The organism is Streptomyces bambusae (genome assembly GCF_020532645.1).
Lineage (GTDB): Bacteria > Actinomycetota > Actinomycetes > Streptomycetales > Streptomycetaceae > Streptomyces > Streptomyces bambusae.
Genome location: NZ_JAJAUZ010000021.1, coordinates 1 through 14,018 on the forward strand (window position 1 = coordinate 1; position 14,018 = coordinate 14,018).

Sequence of the window (14,018 nt, forward strand, 5' to 3'; positions counted from 1 at the left end):
CCCTCACCGCACCACCTTGATCCCGAAGTGCCCCCCGAACTCCTGCCCCAGCCCGAAGCCGATCGCCGAGTGCATGTGTGCGTACATCTCCATGCCCCGGGCGCAGACCAGCGGGCCCAGGTCGAGGACGTCCGTCCAGCCGTACGCCTTCAGTAGGTCGGTGACCTGCTGCTTCGCCTCGGTGTCGTCGCCCGCGACGAACATCGTGTGGTCGCCGCCGCCGACCGCGGCGGGGTTGACGACGGTGCTCTGCTCCTGCGTGACGAAGCTCTTGACCACCTTCGTGTCGGGCAGGGCGCGCTGGATCTGCTCGCCGAGGCTGTCCGTGTCGCAGGGGTCGAGCTTCGGCATGACGCCCCACGGCGTGGGCCACGGGTGCTCGATGTCGGGGTTGTAGACGAACGGGACGGCGTAGTCGACCAGCGTCTTGCCGGCGAGCCGGTCCGCGATGGCGGAGAGGGCGGCGACCGCGTTGTGGCCGTCGATGCCGTTGACGACCAGGTCGTCGGCGGCGGCCGCAGCGTCGCCGAAGGTCAGCAGGGTGATGCCGGGGTGGTCGGCGAGCCACCGGCCGTACGGGGCGTTGCCCATCATGTCGGGCTCGGTGCGGGCGAGCGTCGCCTCGGGGTCGCGGGTGCCGACGTACACCTCGTGCCCGAGTTCGACCAGCTTCGCCGCGTGCTCGCGCGCGCCGCCGCCCGTACCCAGAATTGCGATTTTCATGGTGGTTCCTTCTGGTTTGTCTGCAATGGACGAGTCCACGGTAGGTCCCTTTCAGGACAGGGGATGTCCTTTGACCAGGCCATAGTGGAGAGCATGACGAGCGACATGACCGGCCGGATGCTGCGCCTGCTGTCCCTGCTCCAGACGCGCCGCGAGTGGTCCGGGGCCGAGCTCGCCGGGCGGTTGCAGGTCACCGTGCGTACTGTCCGACGGGACATCGACCGGCTGCGCGAGCTGGGGTATCCGGTGGACAGTGCGCGCGGGCACGCCGGTGGGTACCGGCTGGCTTCGGGTTCCGATCTGCCGCCGCTGCTGCTCGACGACGAGGAGGCGGTGGCCATCGCCGTGGCGCTGCGGACCGCGGCCGGCGGGCTGACGGGCATCGAGGAGACCGCGCTGCGGGCCCTGGCCAAGCTCGAGCAGGTGCTGCCCCGCCGGCTGCGCGGCCAGGTCACGGCGTTGCAGTCCGCGGTCGCCGGGATCACGTGGGAGTCGCGCGGGCCGCGTGCCGACCCCGCCCTGTTCTCGCCGCTGGCCGTCGCCTGCCGGGACCGCGAGGTCGTCACCTTCGACTACACCACCCGTACGGGCGAGGCCGCCCCGCGCCGGGTCGAGCCGCAGCACCTGGTCGCCTCGAACGCCCTCTGGTACCTGCTGGCCCATGACACCGAGCGGGACGACTGGCGCATCTTCCGCCTCGACCGCATCACCGGCCTCACGCTCACCGGCCGGCGGGTCCCCGTCCGCCGCCTGCCCGGCGGCGATCCGGCGGCGTTCGTGGCGGCCCGCCTCGCCGCCGCGCCGACCCGCCACCGGGCCGTGGCCACCGTGCACGCACCGGCGGACGAGGTACGCGCCCTCTCCCCCGGCCTGGGCACCCGGCTCCGCCCGGTCGACGCGAGCAGTTGCCTCGTCGACGCCTCGGACGACTCCCTCCCCCGCATCGCCCGGATGCTGGCCACCCTTCCCGCCGACTACGGCCTCGACGCGGATCCGGCGGTCCTCGCCCACCTCCGCGCCGCCGCCCGCCGCACCCTCCGCGCATGCGGTGACTGACGGCGGACGGTGCGTCACCTCCGTTGTCAGTGGGGCCGGGCAGAATTTCCGCAGGCGCAATCGAGTACGACGGAACGGCTGGGCAGGGGTGGACATGGACGGCGTGTACACGCTGCGGAACGCGGCGAGCGGGCTGGTGCTGGCGACGGAGGGCGGCCGCAGCGGCAGTGGTGCCCGGCTGCGGCTGGTGCCGGAGTCGGAGACCGAGCAGCGGTGGCAGGTCGTCCCGGTGCACCCGGGCGCGGGGATGTTCCACATCGTGCATCCGGACAGCGGCAAGCGCTTCGACGTCGCCGGCGCGTCCACGGAGGGCGGAGCGCGGGTCCAGCTGTGGTCGGCGAACGGTTACGGCGCGCAGGAGTGGCTGGTCGAGGAGCACGTGGACCAGCCGGGGGTGGTGACGCTGGTCGCCTGCATCAGCGGCCTGCCGCTGGACGTGGACGAGGAGGGGCGGGCCCGGCAGTGGGAGGAGACGGACTCGCCGACGCAGGGGTGGCGCCTGGAGCGGGCGGCGGGCCGGGGAAAGTAGGGGGCGAGGGACGCGGGTGCCGCGCGCGGCGGACAGCGAAATTCCCTTTCACCGCCCCGAAGCGGCAGGTCAGGGCACGTTTCAGCGGAAGATTCGATTCAGCACCGCGCGGCGGGATCGGCTCGTACGATCACGTGCCGAGTACAGCCATCTACGCCACAGTCACAACGGAGGGGAAGACATGTCAGGCATTTCACGGCGCTCACTACTGGGTTACTCGGGCACGGCCGCGGCCGGGGCCGCCCTCGGCAGCGCCGGATCCGCGCAGGCGGCGGAGGGCGAGGCCGCCGAGGCGAGCCAGGCGGCGGCGCAGGCGAGCGCGTCCGGGTCGGCGGCCCAGAGCACGACCACGTTCCCGCCCAACACGCAGTTCAAGGGCCGGACTTCGCTGCCGAGCTTCGAGGGCGAGCTGACGATCACGTTCAGCGTCGCCATGGTGGACGCGCCGAGCCAGCACAGCGTCCCGCCGATCGAGATAGCCAACGCGCTGAACGAGCTGGCGCAGCAGCGCGGCTGGAACCCCATCACGTTCTACGGCACTCCCGCCCCGGTTCCGCTCACCTCCTGAGCAGTTACCGGGGCCCCGGCCGGACCTCAGGTCCTGCCGGGGCTCCGGTGCGAGTGCGGCCCAGCCGCCGCTGACGTACGCCCCCGGGTCGAGCCGCGCCGGCTCCCCGCAGCACGGGCACGCGGGCACGGGCATAGCGTTCACCTTCACTTCGTTGCAACGAACCATGCCCCGCGCGTTGCGTTAAACCTGAAACCGTTGCAACGATTTCAAGCCTTTCACCTGCACAAACAGTCCGGCAGCGCAATAAATGAGTTGCCGAGACTTTGAATGCAACGTAGCGTTTCCATCATCAGAAAGAACGTGGAGTGAGCGATCAGGGGGGTCCGATCATGGAGACTGCGCAGAACACGCAGCAGCAGGCCGCGACCGGCGCCTTCGCTTCCTTCGCCCGCTTCGTGGTCTGCGGCGGCGGGGTGGGGGTCGCCTCCAGCTTCGCCGTCGTGGCGCTCGCCGCGTGGATGCCCTGGGGCCTGGCCAACGCCCTGATCACCGTGGCCTCCACGCTCCTCGCCACCGAGCTGCACGCCCGCTTCACCTTCGGCGCAGGCGGGCGCGCGACCTGGCGCCAGCACGCTCAGTCGGCCGGGTCCGCGGCGGCCGGATACGTGGTCACCTGCGCGGCGGTGTTCGTGCTGCACCTGCTGGTGGCAGCGCCCGGCGCGGTCCTGGAGCAGGTCGTCTACCTGTCCGCCTCCGCCCTCACCGGCGTCGCCCGCTTCGTGGTCCTCCGCCTGGTCGTCTTCGCCCGCAACCGCGGCCAGTCCCCGGCCACCCCGGCGGCCTCGGCCGCCCCGGCCGCCCCGGCCGCCACCGTGGTCACGCTGCACCCCGCCACGACCCGCCCCGCCGAACTCTGCCGCGCCGCCTGATCCAGCCCGATCCGGCCCGACCCACGGTCCGCCCGCGACGGGCTCCCGTACGCACCCCGCACCCCACCCCGTATGGGTTCCGTCAAAGCCCGCCCCCGCCCCGTATGGACGGCGTCAAGATCCGCCGCCACCCCCGCGCCCGTGCGGTGAGATCGGTCCAGGCCACCCGGGCCGAAAAGAACCTCCCCAGCATCGGACCGAACGGATCATGGGACGCGGAAAGCTTCGGATCTACCTCGGCGCGGCACCGGGCGTCGGCAAGACGTACGCGATGCTGTCCGAGGCCCACCGCCGCATCGAGCGCGGCACGGACTGCGTCGTCGGCTTCGTGGAGCACCACGGGCGGCCGCGGACCGAGGTGATGCTGCACGGCCTGGAGACGACCCCGCGGCGCACGATCGAGTACCGCGGTACGTCGTTCACGGAAATGGACGTCGACGCGCTGCTCGCCCGCCGTCCGGCCGTGGCCCTGGTGGACGAGCTGGCGCACACCAACGTGCCCGGCTCCCGGAACACCAAGCGCTGGCAGGACGTGGAGGAACTGCTGCAGGCCGGCATCGACGTGGTCTCCACCGTCAACATCCAGCACCTGGAGTCCCTGGGCGACGTCGTCGAGACCATCACCGGCGTCCGGCAGCGCGAGACCGTGCCCGACGAGGTGGTGCGGCGGGCCGACCAGATCGAGCTGGTCGACATGTCCCCGCAGGCCCTGCGCCGCCGGATGGCGCACGGCAACATCTACCAGCCCGACAAGGTCGACGCGGCCTTGTCCAACTACTTCCGCCCCGGCAACCTCACCGCCCTGCGCGAACTCGCCCTGCTGTGGGTCGCCGACCGGGTGGACGAATACCTCCAGCAGTACCGCGGCGAGCACAACATCCGTACCACCTGGCAGGCCCGCGAGCGGATCGTCGTCGGGCTCACCGGCGGACCGGAGGGCCGTACGCTCATCCGGCGCGCGGCGCGGCTGGCCGAGAAGGGCGCCGGCGGTGAGGTGCTGGCCGTGTACATCGCGGCCGGGGACGGTCTGACGTCCGCCTCCCCCAAGGAGCTGGCCGTCCAGCGGACCCTGGTCGAGGACCTGGGGGGAACGTTCCACCACGTCATAGGCGACGACGTGCCCAACGCCCTGCTGGAGTTCGCCCGCGGGGTGAACGCCACCCAGATCGTGCTCGGCGTCAGCCGGCGCAAGCCGTGGCAGTACGTGCTGGGGCCCGGGGTGAGTGCCACCGTGGCGCGCGACTCCGGGCCGGACATCGACGTCCACCTCGTCACGCACGACGCCGTCGCCAAGGGCCGCGGCCTGCCGATGGCGCACGGGGCGCGGCTGGGCCGGACACGGATCGTGTGGGGGTGGCTGACCGGCATCGTCGGCCCGGCGCTGCTGACGCTGCTGCTCAGCCAGGTCGTTCCCGACCTGGGGCTCGCGAACGACATGCTGCTGTTCCTCACGTTCACGGTCGCGGCCGCGCTGCTGGGCGGGCTGGTGCCGGCGCTGGCGTCGGCGGCGTTCGGGTCGCTGCTGCTGAACTACTTCTTCACGCCTCCGCTGTACCAGCTGACGGTCTCCGACCCGCGGAACATCGTCGCCATCTCCATCTTCGTGGGCGTGGCCGTGTCCGTGGCGTCGGTGGTGGACCTGGCGGCCCGCCGCACCCACCAGGCGGCGCGGCTGCGGGCCGAGTCGGAGACGCTGGCGTTCCTCGCCGGCAGCGTGCTGCGCGGCGAGGACTCGCTCCAGGAGCTGCTGGACCGGCTGCGCGAGACGTTCGCGATGGACTGGGCGGCCCTGCTGGAGCGGGCGAGCGAGGTGGACGCCTGGACCACGGCGGCGGCCGTCGGCTCCGGTCCGGTGACCCGCCCGGAGGACGCCGATGTCGACATGCCGATAAGTGACCACATGGCACTGGCCCTGTCGGGGCGGGTGCTGCCGGCCGAGGACCGGCGGGTGCTGGGGGCGTTCGCCGCGCAGGCCGCGGTGGTGCTCGACCGGCAGCGGCTGGTGGACGCGGCCGGCAGGGCGCGCGAGCTGGAGGAGGCGGGACGGATCCGTACGGCGCTGCTCGCCGCCGTCAGCCACGATCTGCGGACGCCACTCGCCGGCATCAAGGCCTCCGTCACTTCGCTGCGGTCCGACGACGTCGAATGGTCCGAGGAGGACCGGGCCGAACTCCTCGAAGGGATCGAGGAGGGCGCCGACCGACTCGCCCACCTCATCGGCAACCTCCTCGACATGTCCCGCCTCAACACCGGCACGGTCGTCCCCCTCATCCGCGAGACCGACCTCGACGAAGTGGTGCCGATGGCGCTGGGCGGCGTACCCGAGGACAGCGTCGAGCTGGACATCCCCGAGGTCCTGCCCATGGTCGCCGTCGACCGCGGGCTCCTCGAACGGGCCGTCGCCAACATCGTCGAGAACGCCGTCAAGTACAGCCCCGAGCACACGCGCGTCCTCATCACCGCGAGCGCCCTGCACGACCGGGTCGAACTCCGGGTCGTCGACCGCGGCCCCGGCGTCCCCGACGAGGCGAAGGAACGCATCTTCGAGCCGTTCCAGCGGCACGGCGACGCCCCGCGCGGCGCCGGAGTGGGCCTCGGCCTGGCCGTCGCCCGCGGGTTCACCACCGCGCTCGCCGGCACCCTCGCCGCCGAGGACACCCCCGGCGGCGGCCTGACCATGGTCCTGACCCTCCCGGTCGCCGACGCGCCGGCCCAGGTCCGCCGGGGGAAGTAGCGGGCGACGACTCGTACGACGTCGTCTTCCGCCGGGAGGCCGGAACGACGTCAGCCGACGCTGCCGCGTCGGCAGCGGGTGGCCCAGTTGCCCGGGTGGCGCACGCGGGTTCCGCCGGCGCGGGTGACGACGAGGGCCGTCTCCTCGAACGCGAGCCGGTCGCCCGGCAGGAGCAGGACCGGGGAGACGAGCTCGAAGGCGTGGCCGTCGTCCGTCACCAGGTCGTCGGCCCACACCGGCTTCGTGAGCGGAGTCGTGCCGCCGGCCATCAGGTGCATGACCTGATGCTCGCACGTCGGTAGGCTGCGCGGCATGATCAACTCAGGGGGTTCTGTGGGTGCTTACGGGGATGCCGAGGTCGCGATAGCGGGGGCGCGGGCCGGGGCGGACGTGGTGCGCGGGCTGTACGGGCAGCGGCTGGAGCGGATCGAGAAGGGCGGCGGGGACTTCGCGACCGCCGCCGACGTGGCCGCCGAGAAGGCGATCCTCGCGGTCATCCGGGACGCGCGGCCCGACGACGCGGTCCTCGGCGAGGAGGGCGGGCAGCAGGGTGCGGCCGCCGCCGTGCGCCAGTGGCTGGTGGATCCGCTGTGCGGGACGCTCAACTACGCCGTCGGGAACATGCTGGTGGCCGTCAACGTGGCGCTGCGCGAGGGTCCGGCGGCGGTGGCGGACCCGTTCGGCGACGAGGTCTTCTACACCGACGGCACGACCGCCCGGCTCCGGCAGGACGGCGTCGCCGACACACCGCTGACGCCCACGCCTGCCACGCGGCTGGTGGACGTCAACCTGGACCCGCCGTTCCCGAGCGCGCCCGGCTTCCGTGCCGTGGACCTGCTGGCGCACCCCGAGTTCGTGGCACGGTTCCGGCCGCGGGTCGTGTCCACGACGCTGGCGCTGGCCTGGGTCGCCGCCGGCCGGCGCGCCGCGTACGTCACCGACGGCGGCGACCTGTCCGCCAGCGTGCACTTCGCGGCCGGCATCGCCCTGTGCCAGGCCGCCGGCTGCGTGGTCACCGGCATCGACGGTGCCCCGCTGGGCGAGACGGGCCGCGGGCTCGTGGCCGCCGCGGACGAGGAGACGCACGACCTGCTGATGTCGATGATCCGCGGGCGGGGGTAGGGCCGCGGCGGGGGTAGGGCCGCGGCGCGGGCACGTCCGTGCAGCGCCTTCATGGTTGACGGGGGAACCGAACCCGCGCGGCCCGAACACACCGCCCCCGCCCGTTGGTTGAAGCCGACACCAGCCGCCGCCGCGCCGGATGCAGTCCCGCCACCGCGGTGGTTCAGTGGAAGGAGAAGGCCGCCGGAACCGGCGCTCGGGGGCGAGGGAGACCATCGAACGGAGGCCGTGATCATGAACGGCTTCAAGCTCGGCGAACCGCTGGACCAGACCCTGGACGGCTTCGCCAAGACCGCCCCGCCCGTGGTGTTCAGCACCCAGGCGACCGGATTCATCGAGCTGAAGACCCCGGAGGAGCTGCGGGCCTGGGAGGTGGCGCTCCGGACCACCACCGGCCTGGAGATCTCCGCCGAGACCCTGGCCGGGCACGCCTGTGAGACCGGGTGCGGGCCGAACTGCTGTTCCGACATGTGCGACGCGGCATGATCCTGGCCCTGTCGTTCCGGGAGGACCTGCACGCCATCGCCGTCCGGCGCGCCGTCCGCGCCCGCGGTGTGGACTGCCACATCGTGGAGTGCGACGCGGTGAGCGGCCGGCCGGGCCTGAGCTGGCAGCTGACCGGGGCGCCGGACGGATCCGGCGCCCCCGCGGCCGTACCGACGTCGGAGGGCCGTACGGTGGCGCCCGCGGAGGCGGAGGTGCTGTGGTGGCGCCGCGCCCGGGCGGACCAGCAGCTCACCATGGCCGCGATGGCCACCGCCCGCACCACGGCGTCCACAAGGTCCGCCGCGTCCGCCGCCTCCGCCACGTCCGCCGCCTCCACCGCGTCCACCGCCTCCACCGCGTCGTCGGACGGCGAGGGCCTCGGCGCGCAGCAGGTCAGCCTGGTCAACAACGACTGCCGGGGCGCGCTGGCGGGCATCCTGGCCGCCTCGTTCCACGGCACCTGGATCTCGCCGCCGGCGGCGACCGACCGGGCGTCGGACAAGATCTACCAGCTGTGGGTGGCCCGGCAGGCCGGCTTCCGGGTACCGAGGACGCTGATCACGCAGTCCCGCGACGAGGTGCTCGACTTCGTCCGCGAGGTGGGGCGGGTCATCGTGAAGCCCGTCGTGGGCGCGCCCGGGCCGTCCTTGCTCACCCGGTGGATCGAGAACCCGCTGGCCCTGCCCGCGGAGTCGTACGCGGTGTGTCCGGCGACGTACCAGGAGTACGTGCCGGGCCGGCACCACATCCGGCTCAACTGCTTCGGCGAGCGGATGTTCGCCGCGCGGATCGAGACCGACGAACTGGACTGGCGCCCCGACCTGCGCGTCCCGATCACCCGCTGGCCGGTCCCCGCTGACCTGGCCCGCCTGGTCCGCACGACCCTCGACCGCCTGGGCCTGCCGATGGGCGTGATCGACCTCAAACTCACTCCGTCGGGCGAACCCGTCTGGCTGGAGGTGAACCCCCAGGGCCAGTTCCTCTTCCTCGAACCGATCACCGGCGAACCCCTGACGGAACACTTCGCCGACTACCTGATCAGCGCGACGACCGCGGGGACGGACGCAGGCGTGGTGACGCCGGCCCTTCGGGGCGCTTAGGCCCTGCGGCGGGCCGTCAGAACGGGTACCCGATCTCCTCGAGGTCGTCCGCCAGACCGGTGAAGGGCAGGTCCGGGTTGAGGACGGCGGCGACCTCCGGGGTGAGGGGGAGGCCGGCCAGGACGTGGCGTACGGCGGCGACGTCGACCGGGGTCTCGTAGTACTCGCTCGCCCACCGCGCGTACGCCTCGGGCGAGCGGTCGACGAGGAGCTCGAAGAGGACCTCGGCGCCGTCCGGGTCGCCGTCGCCCTCGGTGGGGAAGCCGATGGAGCGGCCGGTGCGCCAGGCGGGGTCGGCGTCGGTGCGGCGCCACAGGCAGCAGGTCACGACGGGTACGCCGTCCGGGGCGCAGAAGGCCGGCTCCGTCACGTACGGACGGAACACCTCCGGTACGTCGTCCAGTACGCCGGGCCACACCACCGGCACGTCCATGCGGGCCCAGGGGCTCATCAGCGACTCGTGGTCGAAGCCGCGGACGTACGCGCCTGCGGCCGAGAAGACGATCGCGTAGTCCGACCCCATCCCGTCCCGCATCGACGCCATCTGCTCCCCCCGCCCGACGTCCCAGCGCGCGTCGTACGAGTGGAAGCGCGCGTCCCACTCCGGACTGAGCACGGCGTCCAGCATCGCGAGCCCACGGCAGTGCTCACGCAGTTCCTCAACACCCGGCAACGCACGGGCCACGTCATGTGCGGTCACCGGGCCATTTCAGCGCATGCGGCGGGCGAGCGGGAGGTCGGGTGTGCCGACGGGGTGGGCGGGGCCGTACGCGCCGGGCCGGTGCGTGGCCCGGGAGGCCGGTCCGTGACGCGTACGTGACAGGATGTCCCCCGTTGACCCGTAGGGCCCCGCCCCCGCGGCCACGGGCCCCCGCGCCGGGTCGGGATGTCGGGATGTCGGGATGTCGGAATGCGGAACTTCGGGAGATGCCGGGACGTGGTTGCCTTCTACTCCTCCGCGCTCGACGGGATCGGCGCCAATCCGGCGCTGCCCGCCCCGCTGCTGCTGCGGCTGGTCGCGTTCGACGACGCGGGCGGGGGGCCGCCGTTCCAGGTGCTGCACCGGCCGGGGCTGCCGGAGGCGGCGGTGGCGGTGGTCATCGCCCACCCGTCGCGGGACGCCCGGGTGAACTTCGCGTCGAGCGGTCAGGCGGAGCCCGAGCAGCGGGCCCGGCTCGCGGACGATCCCGCGCCCGAGGTGCGGGCGGCCGTCGCCCACGGGCCGGAATTCACGCACGACCGCCGCAGGACGGTCCGGCCGCTGCCGGACGCCGTGTGCCGGCGGCTCCTCGACGACCCCGAACCCTCCGTACGCGATGCCCTCCTGTACTCGCCGTACCTGTCCGCGTCCTTCCGCGCCTCCCTCGCGGACCACCCCGACCCGGCCGCCCGGCGCACCGCCCTGCACGTCTGGGACGAGCTGCCGCCCGCCGCCCGTACCGCCCTCCTGGCCGATCCGGACCCGGACGTCCGGCGCTCCGCCGCGCTGTGCGCGTGCCCCGGGGACGCGCGGCTCACCGCGCGGCTGCTCGACGACCCCGCCGCCCTGCCGGAGGCGCTGCGCCGGGGGCTCCTGGACCGTGCGGAGGCCGAACGCCGGCTCACCGCCGGTATCCACCTGGACGCCCTCGCCGCCAACCCCGCCCTGCCCGCCGACCTCGTGGACCGGCTGGCCGCCGACCGCGACGACGCCGTCCGGATGGCCGTCTCGCTGCGGCCGGAGCTGAGCCCGGCCCGGCGCGCGGCCATCGACGTGACCGTGGCGCCGTGGGCACGCGTCGCCGTGGACTGGGTGGACGCCGGCCTCGCCGATCAGGACGTCCTGCGCCGGGCGGTGACCTCGGGCCATCCCCTGCTGCGCCGGGCGGCGGCCTGCAGCCCGCACCTGCCGCCCGACCTGCTGCGGCTGCTGGCCGCCGACCCGGACGACGTCGTGCGCACCCACCTGGCGATCCACCACCCGGACACCCCCGAGGAGGTGCTGATGAGCGTCTACGCACGGCTCGGCGGAACGTTCTCCGCCTGGATGGCGACCGGCCACCCCCGCTTCCCGCGCGAGGGTCTCGCGGCCCGGTTCGCGGACCATCCGGAAGCGATCTACCGGCAGCTGGCCGTCCGCGACCCCGCCGCCTCCCCGGCCCTGATCGAGCGCCTCAGCCACGACCCGGACGTCCACACCCGCCAGGCCGCCTGCGCCGACCCCCGCCTCCCCCTCCCCCGCCTCCTCGACGCCCTCACCACCCCCGAACTGGCCCGCACCGCAGGCGCCAACCCGGCCCTGCCACACGGGGACATGGCCCGGGTGATGGACGAGGCGGGAGTTCCGACGTAGCGGAGCCGCTGCGCATCGAGCGGTCAGTGAAACCAGACGACCAGGCGGACGTTCTCCCCGCCGTGGAGCGTGGCGAGGGTGCGCATGACGCTCCAGACCGGCCCCCAGCGCGTTTCGGGTCCTGCCGCCGAGGCGCGGGTGCGCGTGCCGGTGGCGTCCGTCTCCCGCCAGTCGGTGGCGGCTACGTCGGACCAGGTCAGCCAGGTGGTGCTGTGCACGTACCGTGGGCCGCCGCAGGCCTCGAACTCGCGGCGCACCGCCTCCGACGCGTCATCCGGGAAGCCGCGGCCCTCGGCCAGTGGCCGGAAGCCGAAGTGGTTGCGGACTCCGAAGAGGCAGGCCAGCCCGTCGTACGCGTTGCCACCGTTCAGGAGGCCGAGGTCGATGCCCGGTTCCCACACGGTGTCCTCGTCGTCGAGGCCCCACAGGCGGGCCCCCGGCCGGCATTCGATCATTCCCGTCACTTCGGTGGACATACGGGGATGATGCCGGGCCGGGCCCGGCGCCGGCATCTGCTTCAGGCCGCCCCCGCCGGCCAGCCGTACTCCACGCCCGTAAGCCGCTCCGAGAGGGTCCACAGGGCCTCGGCCGTGGTGGTGTCGTGGAGGGCGCGTTCGGCGGTGCGGAGCACCGGTTCGCCGCGGAGTTGGAGGGGGCCGTGCGGGACGACGTAGCTGCCTCCGCGCAGGTCGGGGACGGTTGCCGCGTACAGGGAGGTCTTGGCGCCCTCGGGCGTCGGGCGGAACGCGGTGCGTTGGAGGAGGCGTACGAGTGCGCCGTACGCGCGGCCGCGGCGGGCGGCACCCGCCAGGACGTTGGTACGGGTCAGCCCGGGCGCGACGGCCATGCTGCGCAAGGGCAGACGGGCGGCGTCGGCCCGCCGCTGGAGCTCGGCGGCGAAATACAGGTTCGCCCGCTTCGACTGCACGTACGCGAACGCAGCCCGGTAACCGCGCTCGGCGTTGAGGTTGGCCAGGTCGAAGCGGGCGAAGCGCTGGCCTTCGCTGCTGACGGTGACCACGCGCGGATCCGGCGCAGCCAGCAGGGACGGCAGGAGGAGCCCGGTCAGCGCGAACGTGCCGAGGTGGTTGACACCGAACTGCGACTCGAACCCGTCGGCCGTCCGGGCGAACGGCACCATGGCGATGCCGGCGTTGTTGACCAGGAGGTCGAGCCGGCCGTGGTCCCATTGCGCCGCGAACCTGCGTACGGACCGCAGATCGGCCAGGTCGAGGATCCGCAACTCGGCCCGGGCGTAGGTGACTTCGGACTTCAGGAGGGCCAACGCCTCCGCACCACGGCCCTGGTCGCGGCAGGCGAGTACGACATCGGCACCGTGGCGGGCGAGTTCGCGGGCGGTGACGTACCCGATGCCGCTGTTGGCGCCGGTGACCACGACCCGGCGCCCGGACTGGGCGGGGATGCCGTCCGGCCGCCAACGGCCCTTCAATAAAGGGACGTTGGGAGCGACGAACGTCGACGTCGATTGGTGACGATCCACAGCGGGACCTCACTTCCGTGAGCGCGGCAAAGGGCGAGAGGATCGGGGGACGGCACCAGAGCCACCACATCGCAACTCCGAGTCGCGATAACGTGATGCTGCCGCACTCGCCGCCGATAACGCAACCAGGAGTTGCAATGGAGTCTGTTACGTCGTCGACCGCCCACCGGGGCCCCGCCGTCGGCCGCGGCGCCAAGATGCGCGCCGCCGTGCTGGCGGCGACCGTCGCCGAGCTCACCGAGACCGGGTACGCGGCCCTGACCGTCGAGGGCGTCGCCCAGCGCGCCGGTGTGCACAAGACGACGATCTACCGGAACTGGAAGACCCCCGACGCCCTCGTCATCGACGCGCTGACCGGCCACTTCGCCACCGACATCCCGATCCCCGACACCGGCGCGGTGGACGACGACCTGCGCGTGCTGGCCCGTTCCCTGATCGCCACCATGACCACCCCCGCGGGACGCGCCCTGCTGACCACCGTCCTCTCGGACGCCGTCCGCCTGCCCGCACTCGCCGCGATGAAGAGCGCGCTGTTCGAGGACCGCTTCCGCCGCGCGGCCCCCGTCGTCACCCGGGCCGTCGCGCGCGGCGAACTCCCCGCCGCCACCGACCCCGCCGAGTTCCTCACCACCCTCGCCGCCCCGATCTACTTCCGCCTCGTCTTCACCGCCGAGCCGGTCGACGAGGCCACCGCGGACCGCGCCGTCGCCGTAGCCCTGGCGGCAGCGAGGGCGGGCACGCTGACCGCGTTGTGACGGGTACGAGTTGGTGACGGGTGCGGCCGGACGCGCGCGTCGCCCTCCTCCAGGGCGGCGACGCCCAGAGCACGTGGCGCCGCCTCCTCAAAGGGCACCCCGAGTTCGACGCACCCCAGTTCCTTCGAGGTGGAGGGACGTCGGCGACCACCGGTCGGCATGGCGGTTCTCGCATGAATCAGAGACCTCCGGTACGCCGGTAACAGGGCCGTACGGGGCCTCGGTGCAGGGTTCGGGCGC

At 73.2% G+C, this 14,018-nt stretch carries 15 protein-coding genes; 10 read left to right on the forward strand and 5 right to left on the reverse strand.

Features of this window, described 5'->3' with window-relative positions:
* Nucleotides 1-3: 3 nt before the first annotated feature.
* Nucleotides 4-723, reverse strand: a complete 720-nt coding sequence (locus LG634_RS16615; RefSeq protein ID WP_226734604.1) for an NADPH-dependent F420 reductase — start codon at nucleotides 721-723, stop codon at nucleotides 4-6.
* A 93-nt stretch (nucleotides 724-816) separates the two neighbouring features.
* On the opposite strand from LG634_RS16615, the gene LG634_RS16620 reads away from it, so the two are divergent.
* The 5 genes from LG634_RS16620 to LG634_RS16640 all read left to right on the forward strand — a co-directional run bounded on the left by LG634_RS16620 (nucleotide 817) and on the right by LG634_RS16640 (nucleotide 6,482).
* Nucleotides 817-1,779 (forward strand): helix-turn-helix transcriptional regulator, encoded by a 963-nt coding sequence (locus LG634_RS16620; protein ID WP_226734605.1) that lies wholly within the window; start codon nucleotides 817-819, stop codon nucleotides 1,777-1,779.
* A 94-nt stretch (nucleotides 1,780-1,873) separates the two neighbouring features.
* On the forward strand, nucleotides 1,874-2,308 hold the full coding sequence (locus LG634_RS16625; protein WP_226734606.1) for an RICIN domain-containing protein: 435 nt from the start codon (nucleotides 1,874-1,876) through the stop codon (nucleotides 2,306-2,308).
* Between the two features lie 181 nt (nucleotides 2,309-2,489).
* A complete protein-coding gene (locus LG634_RS16630; protein WP_226734607.1) occupies nucleotides 2,490-2,876 on the forward strand; it encodes a hypothetical protein in 387 nt (128 codons plus the stop codon).
* Between the two features lie 332 nt (nucleotides 2,877-3,208).
* Nucleotides 3,209-3,748 carry a GtrA domain-containing protein gene (locus LG634_RS16635; RefSeq protein WP_226734608.1) on the forward strand — a complete coding sequence of 180 codons (540 nt, stop codon included), beginning with the start codon at nucleotides 3,209-3,211 and terminating at the stop codon, nucleotides 3,746-3,748.
* Nucleotides 3,749-3,956: 208 nt separating this feature from the next.
* Nucleotides 3,957-6,482: a DUF4118 domain-containing protein gene (locus LG634_RS16640; RefSeq protein WP_226734609.1), complete on the forward strand. Its 2,526-nt coding sequence runs from the start codon at nucleotides 3,957-3,959 to the stop codon at nucleotides 6,480-6,482.
* Nucleotides 6,483-6,532: 50 nt separating this feature from the next.
* Here the strand turns inward: LG634_RS16640 and LG634_RS16645 are convergent, their stop codons facing one another.
* Nucleotides 6,533-6,760 carry a hypothetical protein gene (locus LG634_RS16645; protein ID WP_226734610.1) on the reverse strand — a complete coding sequence of 76 codons (228 nt, stop codon included), beginning with the start codon at nucleotides 6,758-6,760 and terminating at the stop codon, nucleotides 6,533-6,535.
* 34 nt (nucleotides 6,761-6,794) lie between these two features.
* Between LG634_RS16645 and LG634_RS16650 the strand changes: the two genes are divergently transcribed.
* The 3 genes from LG634_RS16650 to LG634_RS16660 all read left to right on the forward strand — a co-directional run bounded on the left by LG634_RS16650 (nucleotide 6,795) and on the right by LG634_RS16660 (nucleotide 9,190).
* A complete protein-coding gene (locus LG634_RS16650; RefSeq protein WP_226734611.1) occupies nucleotides 6,795-7,604 on the forward strand; it encodes an inositol monophosphatase family protein in 810 nt (269 codons plus the stop codon).
* Between the two features lie 234 nt (nucleotides 7,605-7,838).
* Nucleotides 7,839-8,090, forward strand: a complete 252-nt coding sequence (locus LG634_RS16655; protein ID WP_226734612.1) for a hypothetical protein — start codon at nucleotides 7,839-7,841, stop codon at nucleotides 8,088-8,090.
* The gene (locus LG634_RS16660; RefSeq protein WP_226734613.1) at nucleotides 8,087-9,190 is read left to right on the forward strand and encodes an ATP-grasp domain-containing protein; all 1,104 of its coding nucleotides are present in this window, start codon (nucleotides 8,087-8,089) and stop codon (nucleotides 9,188-9,190) included. The genes LG634_RS16655 and LG634_RS16660 overlap by 4 nt, the downstream gene beginning before the upstream one ends.
* A 16-nt stretch (nucleotides 9,191-9,206) precedes the next feature.
* Here the strand turns inward: LG634_RS16660 and LG634_RS16665 are convergent, their stop codons facing one another.
* On the reverse strand, nucleotides 9,207-9,890 hold the full coding sequence (locus LG634_RS16665; protein WP_226734614.1) for a hypothetical protein: 684 nt from the start codon (nucleotides 9,888-9,890) through the stop codon (nucleotides 9,207-9,209).
* Nucleotides 9,891-10,127: 237 nt separating this feature from the next.
* Between LG634_RS16665 and LG634_RS16670 the strand changes: the two genes are divergently transcribed.
* On the forward strand, nucleotides 10,128-11,522 hold the full coding sequence (locus LG634_RS16670) for a Mucin-2 (protein WP_226734615.1): 1,395 nt from the start codon (nucleotides 10,128-10,130) through the stop codon (nucleotides 11,520-11,522).
* A 23-nt stretch (nucleotides 11,523-11,545) separates the two neighbouring features.
* Here LG634_RS16670 and LG634_RS16675 read toward each other — a convergent pair whose 3' ends face one another.
* Nucleotides 11,546-11,998, reverse strand: a complete 453-nt coding sequence (locus LG634_RS16675) for a hypothetical protein (RefSeq protein WP_226734616.1) — start codon at nucleotides 11,996-11,998, stop codon at nucleotides 11,546-11,548.
* A gap of 41 nt (nucleotides 11,999-12,039) precedes the next feature.
* Complete coding sequence (locus LG634_RS16680) at nucleotides 12,040-13,023, reverse strand: oxidoreductase (protein ID WP_226734617.1); 984 nt, start codon at nucleotides 13,021-13,023, stop codon at nucleotides 12,040-12,042.
* Nucleotides 13,024-13,160: 137 nt separating this feature from the next.
* On the opposite strand from LG634_RS16680, the gene LG634_RS16685 reads away from it, so the two are divergent.
* On the forward strand, nucleotides 13,161-13,778 hold the full coding sequence (locus tag LG634_RS16685) for a TetR/AcrR family transcriptional regulator (protein WP_226734618.1): 618 nt from the start codon (nucleotides 13,161-13,163) through the stop codon (nucleotides 13,776-13,778).
* Nucleotides 13,779-14,018 lie beyond the last annotated feature (240 nt).